Source organism: Micromonospora sp. (assembly GCF_048594385.1).
GTDB classification, from domain to species: domain Bacteria; phylum Actinomycetota; class Actinomycetes; order Mycobacteriales; family Micromonosporaceae; genus Micromonospora; species Micromonospora wenchangensis.
In genome coordinates, this window is the sequence record NZ_JBMDWU010000006.1 from 1 (window position 1) to 5,395 (window position 5,395).

At 73.8% G+C, this 5,395-nt stretch carries 5 protein-coding genes; 4 read left to right on the forward strand and 1 reads right to left on the reverse strand.

What is annotated here, in order from left to right:
* The coding region (locus ACOJTC_RS00245) for a methylmalonyl-CoA mutase family protein (RefSeq protein ID WP_420115269.1) at positions 1-1,060 on the forward strand (1,060 nt) is incomplete at its 5' end.
* Positions 1,061-1,731: 671 nt separating this feature from the next.
* On the forward strand, positions 1,732-2,994 hold the full coding sequence (locus ACOJTC_RS00250; protein WP_363654064.1) for an amidohydrolase: 1,263 nt from the start codon (positions 1,732-1,734) through the stop codon (positions 2,992-2,994).
* Here the strand turns inward: ACOJTC_RS00250 and ACOJTC_RS00255 are convergent.
* On the reverse strand, positions 2,951-3,970 hold the full coding sequence (locus ACOJTC_RS00255) for a DUF4349 domain-containing protein (RefSeq protein ID WP_420115270.1): 1,020 nt from the start codon (positions 3,968-3,970) through the stop codon (positions 2,951-2,953). The genes ACOJTC_RS00250 and ACOJTC_RS00255 overlap by 44 nt on opposite strands.
* Before the next feature lie 122 nt (positions 3,971-4,092).
* Between ACOJTC_RS00255 and ACOJTC_RS00260 the strand changes: the two genes are divergently transcribed.
* Positions 4,093-4,722, forward strand: coding sequence for an MBL fold metallo-hydrolase (locus ACOJTC_RS00260; RefSeq protein WP_204927449.1), 630 nt, complete (start codon positions 4,093-4,095; stop codon positions 4,720-4,722).
* Between the two features lie 3 nt (positions 4,723-4,725).
* The coding region (locus ACOJTC_RS00265; protein WP_420115271.1) for a hypothetical protein at positions 4,726-5,395 on the forward strand (670 nt) is incomplete at its 3' end.

The following is a 5,395-nucleotide window of genomic DNA, read 5'->3' on the forward strand; positions in this document are numbered from 1 at the left end:
GGGGACGTACATCTTCCCGCCGAAGCCGTCGCTGCGGCTGGTCGCCGACACCTTCGCGTACTGCCGCAAGGAGGTGCCGAAGTGGAACACCATCTCCATCTCCGGCTACCACATGGCGGAGGCCGGCGCGACGCCCGCGCACGAGATCGAGTTCACCCTCGCCAACGGCGTGGAGTACGTCCGGGCCGCGTTGGCCGCCGGGCGGGCGGTGGACGACTTCGCCCCCCGGCTGTCGTTCTTCTTCGTGGCCCGCACCACCCTGCTGGAGGAGATCGCGAAGTTCCGGGCCGCCCGGCGGATCTGGGCCCGGCTGCTGCGTGACGACTTCGGCGCGAAGGACCCGAAGTCGATGATGCTGCGGTTCCACACCCAGACGGCGGGGGTGCAGCTCACCGCCCAGCAGCCCGAGGTGAACCTGGTCCGGGTGGCGATCCAGGGGCTCGCCGCGGTGCTCGGCGGCACCCAGTCGCTGCACACCAACAGCTTCGACGAGGCGATCGCGCTGCCCACCGAGAAGGCCGCCCGGCTGGCGCTGCGCACCCAGCAGGTGCTGGCGTACGAGACGGACCTGACCGCCACCGTCGACCCGTTCGCCGGGTCGTACGTGGTGGAGGCGATGACCGCCGAGATCGAGGCGGCGGTCAACGACCTGATGGACCGGGTCTTCGACCACGGTTCGGCGGTGGACGCGATCGAGGCCGGGTTCCAGAAGCGGGAGATCGAGCAGTCGGCCTACCGGTTCGCCCAGCAGATCGACGCGGGGGAGCGGGTGGTGGTCGGGCTGAACCGCTTCCAGATCGACACCGAGGAGCCGTACGAGCCGCTGCGGGTGGACCCGACGATCGAGGCGACCCAGGCGGAGCGGCTGGCCCGGCTGCGGGCCGAGCGGGACGGCGCGGCGGTCGACCGGGCCCTGGCCGAGCTGCGGGCCGCCGCCGAGGGCGACGAGAACGTGCTCTACCCGATGAAGGAGGCGCTGCGGGCCCGCGCCACGGTGGGCGAGGTCTGCGGCACGCTGCGCCAGGTCTGGGGGACGTACCGTCCGAGCGACCGCTTCTGATCCCGGCCGGACCGCCGCGGTCCGGCCGGTGCACCGCCCGCGACCCGACGGGCGCGCCGCCGCCCGACGTTGATCCACACGGCGACCTCCGCCGGCAGCCCGCTGCCGGCAGGGGTCGCCGTCGTCGTCCGGTCGGGGCCGTTAGGGGTCGCCAGGCGAGAGGGGCGGGGCTACCGTCGGTGACAACCTGGCGGTGGTGTGACGGTCGGTTCGTCCGGCTGGTGGGTGGTCCGCGCGGCCGGGGCGTGCGGTGCGGGGTTCGTGGGTAAACCCGTGCGGGTGAACGGGACGGACAGCATGTCCGGGCGGGCCCGGAGACGCCGTGTCACCGTCGGGAACCGGTTGACCACCCGACGGCGTCGGCTAATTGTCGGACCGGCGGCCAACCGGGGCGACCAATGCGACAATTCGGATACGACGGCCCCGGATCGACGCCGATTTCGCGACCGCCCAATCGGTTACGCGTTGTAGGAGGTGGGGGGCAGATGACGGCGTCCGACCGCGATCTACCTGCTGTCCCGCAGATATTCGAGCCCTCTCACCAGGGCTTACGTGACGCTGTGCGCTCTGATCGCTACCGTAACGAGGTTGCGCAGCGTCACCATCGGAGGTCTAGGCTGTCTGCTGTCCTCCCTGAAGATCCATCCATTTCTAGTGATCGAGAATTCGACGTGACGAGTGCGTTGACGCTGCCGAACGGCAGCCAGCTGGCGTCGTCCTGGCCGGAGGCGCCGTCCGGGTCCCAGCCCCTGCCCCACGATCTGGATCACCTGCTCGCGCTGCGGGTGCCCGGTCTGATCGCCACCCGCCGCCACCTCCACTCCCACCCGGAACTGTCCGGGGAGGAGTTCGAGACGGCGGCGCTGATCGCCCGGGAACTCACCCTCGCCGGGTTGCACCCCCGACTGCTGCCCAAGGGCAACGGGGTGATCTGCGACATCGACGGGCGGCCGGACGGTCCGGTCGTCGCGCTCCGCGCCGACATCGACGCGTTGCCGCTGACCGACCCCAAGGAGGTCCCCTACCGGTCCACCGTGGAGGGGGTCTGCCACGCCTGCGGTCACGACGTGCACACCGCGGTGCTGCTCGGCGTCGGCATGCTGCTGGCCCAGCTCGCCGACGCGGGCCAGCTCGACGGCCGGGTCCGGCTGATCTTCCAGCCGGCCGAGGAGATCCTGCCCTGCGGCTCGCTGGAGGTCATCGAGGCCGGTGGCCTGGAGGACGTCGTCCAGATCTTCGCGCTGCACTGCGACCCCAACCAGCCGGTGGGGAAGGTGGGGCTGCGGGTCGGCCCGATCACCGCGGCGGCCGACAACGTCACCGTGAGACTCAGCGGGCCCGGCGGGCACACCGCCCGTCCGCACCTGACCGTCGACCTGGTCGACGCGCTCGGCCGCCTGGTCACCGAGGTTCCGGCCCTGGTCACCCGCCGGGTGCCGGCCAACAGCGGGCTGCTGCTGGTGTTCGGCCACGCCTCGGCCGGCACCCGGTACAACGTCATCCCGTCCGAGGCGTGCGCGGCCGGCACCCTGCGGGTGATGGACCGCGACACCTGGGAGCGGGCCCCCCAGATCGTCGCTCAGGTCGTCCGGGACGTCATCGCGCCCACCGGCGCCACCGTCGACCTGGAATACCTGCGCGGCCGGCCGCCGGTCAGCAACGACGCCCGCGCCATCGGCATCCTCACCGCCGCCACCGCCGCCGCGCTCGGCCCGGAGGGGATCGCGGAGACGCCGCAGAGCATGGGCGGTGAGGACTTCTCCTGGTACCTCGAACACGTCCCCGGCGCGTTGGCCCGGCTCGGCGTCGGCCGGGTCGGCGGCCCCACCGTCGACCTGCACCGCGCGTCGTTCGACGTCGACGAGCGGGCCATCCCGGTCGGGGTGCGGCTCATGGTGCAGACCGCGTTGCGGGCACTGGCGGCGGTCCGCTAGACACCGGCGGGTGGCCCCCGCCGCCCGGTCCACCAGGCATCGGCGGGTGTCCCCCGCCGCCCGGTCCCACCGGCGGCGCGGGCCGCCGCTGGCGGCGTCGCCGACGCAGCAGCACCACGGCCACCGTCACGGGCAACCCGATGAGCAGCAGCCAGGGCAGCAACGCCCCCAGCACGGTGAGCAGCACGCCCATCGAGGCGAGGAAGACGGTCCAACCACCGCGCAGGCCCACCATGAAACCGGTCCGGTCCTCCTCCTGCCCGTCGTCGGCCGTCGAGGCGTCCCGGCCGACGAAGGTCACCGTGACCGTGGAGAGCGCCGTCAGGTCGGCCAGCCGACGCTTCTTCGCCTCCAGCGAGGCCAGATCCGCCTCCCGGCGGCTCACCTCGTTCTCCAGCGAGACCAGCTCGGACACCGTGTTGGCGCGGGCCAACAGCCGCCGGGCACTGTCCACCCGGGCCCGCTGCGTGGTGATCCGGGCGTCCAGGTCGACGGTCTCCTCGGTGACGTCCTGGGTACGGATCTCGCGGCGCTGCTGCCGTCCGTAGGTGGCCAGCTCGTCGACGAGCGCGGTGAACTTCGCCGCCGGCACCCGCAGCTCCAGTTCCGCCTGCGCGGACGCCGAGACGCTGCGCCGCTGGTCCCCGCCGACGAACCCGCCGGTGGCGGTGACCGCCGCCACCGCCCGCCGTGCCGCCGCCTCCACGTCGTCCACCTGCACCCGCATCGTTCCGGTGTAGATGATCGCCCGCTGGTCGACGCGCAGGTCGGCAGCGCCCGTACCGGCCTGTCCCGCCGCCGCGTCCCGGTCCGGTGCCGCGCCCCCCGGCGCCCCCTGCGCCGGCGCCTTCTCCTGCGGCGCGGAACCGGCCGAACTGCCGTCGCGGTCGGCCGCCCCGCACCCGGCCAGCAGCAGCACCGCCAGCCCCATAGCCGCCAGGGCCCGCGCCCCGGTTCTCGCCGTCCTCAGTGTCATCCCCGCTCCCGTCGTCGTCCGTCCCCCCGGTTCCGGGGCGATAGCTCGGACGCGGCGCACGGCCGCTCCGGTTCCGGCAGACTGCGCTGAGGACATCACGATTCGATATTCGAGGAGTCACGATGCGGCTCACCAAGTACACGCACTCCTGCCTCCGCATCGAACGCGACGGGGCGGTGCTGGTCGTCGACCCCGGCGTGTTCAGCGAGGCGGCGGCGCTGGACGGGGCGGACGCGGTGCTGGTCACCCACGAACATCCCGACCACCTCGACGTGGCCGCGCTCACCCGGCGGCTGGACCGGGCACCACTGCCGGTGTACGGGCCGGCCGCGCTCGGGGCGGTCCTCGGCGACGCGGCGCAGGCCCTCACCCCGGTCGCCCCGGGCGACACCTTCACCGCCGCCGGCATCCCGGTCCGCGCCGTCGGCGGCCGGCACGCCGTCATCCACCCCGACATCCCGGTGGTGGAGAACGTCGGCTACCTGTTCGACGACACGGTCTACCACCCCGGCGACGCGCTGCACGTCCCCACCGACGTCGAGGTGCAGACCCTCTTCGCCCCGATCCACGCGCCCTGGTCGAAGTTCTCCGAGGTGGTCGACTTCATCCGGGCGGTCGCCCCGCGCCGGGCGTACGCCCTGCACGACGCGCTGCTCAACGACAACGGCTACGGCGTGCTCGACCGGCAGTACACGGCGCTGTCCCGCACCGACTACCAGCGGCTGGAGCCGGGCAGTCGGATCGACGCCTGAACCGTGGCCGTCGACGAGTCCGAGCTGGCCCGGCAGCTCTACCGCACCCCGCCCGACCGGTTCGTCGCCGCCCGGGACGCCGCCGTCGCCGAGGCCCGCCAGGCCGGCGACCCGGCCACCGCCCGGCGGATCGCCGGCTGGAAACGACCCACGGTGGCGGCCTGGCTGGTGAACCTGCTCGCCCTGGACCGTCCCGAACTGGTCGCCGACCTCGGGCCGCTGGCCGAGGCGCTGCGCACCGCCCAGCGTGACCTCAAGGGCCCCCGGCTGCGGGAACTGTCCGCCCAGCGGCGGGAACTGGTCGCCGCCCTGGTCACCGAGGTACGCCGGATCGCCGCCGGCCTTCCCGAGGCGCCGCCCGCTGCCCGGCTCCCGCTGGCCGAGGTCGAGGCCACCCTGCACGCGGCGCTCGCCGACGCCACGGTCGCCGAACAGGTCCGCACCGGACGGCTGCTGAAGGCGGTGCACCACTCCGGCTTCGGCGAGGTGCCCCGCCCGCAGCTCCGACTGGTCACCGGCGGCGCTGAGGCGGCTGCCGGTGGCGGGGTGGAGCGTGCCGGCGGCGGGGAGGCGGACGTCGTACCGCAGCGGGAGGCCGACCGGGGCGGGGCGCGACGGGCCCGGGACGCGCAGGCGGCGGCGCGGGCCGCGCGGGCCGAACGGGCGAAGCGCC

Excerpts from the sequence above, each read along its gene's own strand:
- ACOJTC_RS00260 (WP_204927449.1), top strand. The coding sequence starts at position 4,093 with ATGCGGCTCACCAAGTACACGCACTCCTGCCTCCGCATCGAACGCGAC.
- ACOJTC_RS00255 (WP_420115270.1), bottom strand. The coding sequence starts at position 3,970 with ATGACACTGAGGACGGCGAGAACCGGGGCGCGGGCCCTGGCGGCTATG.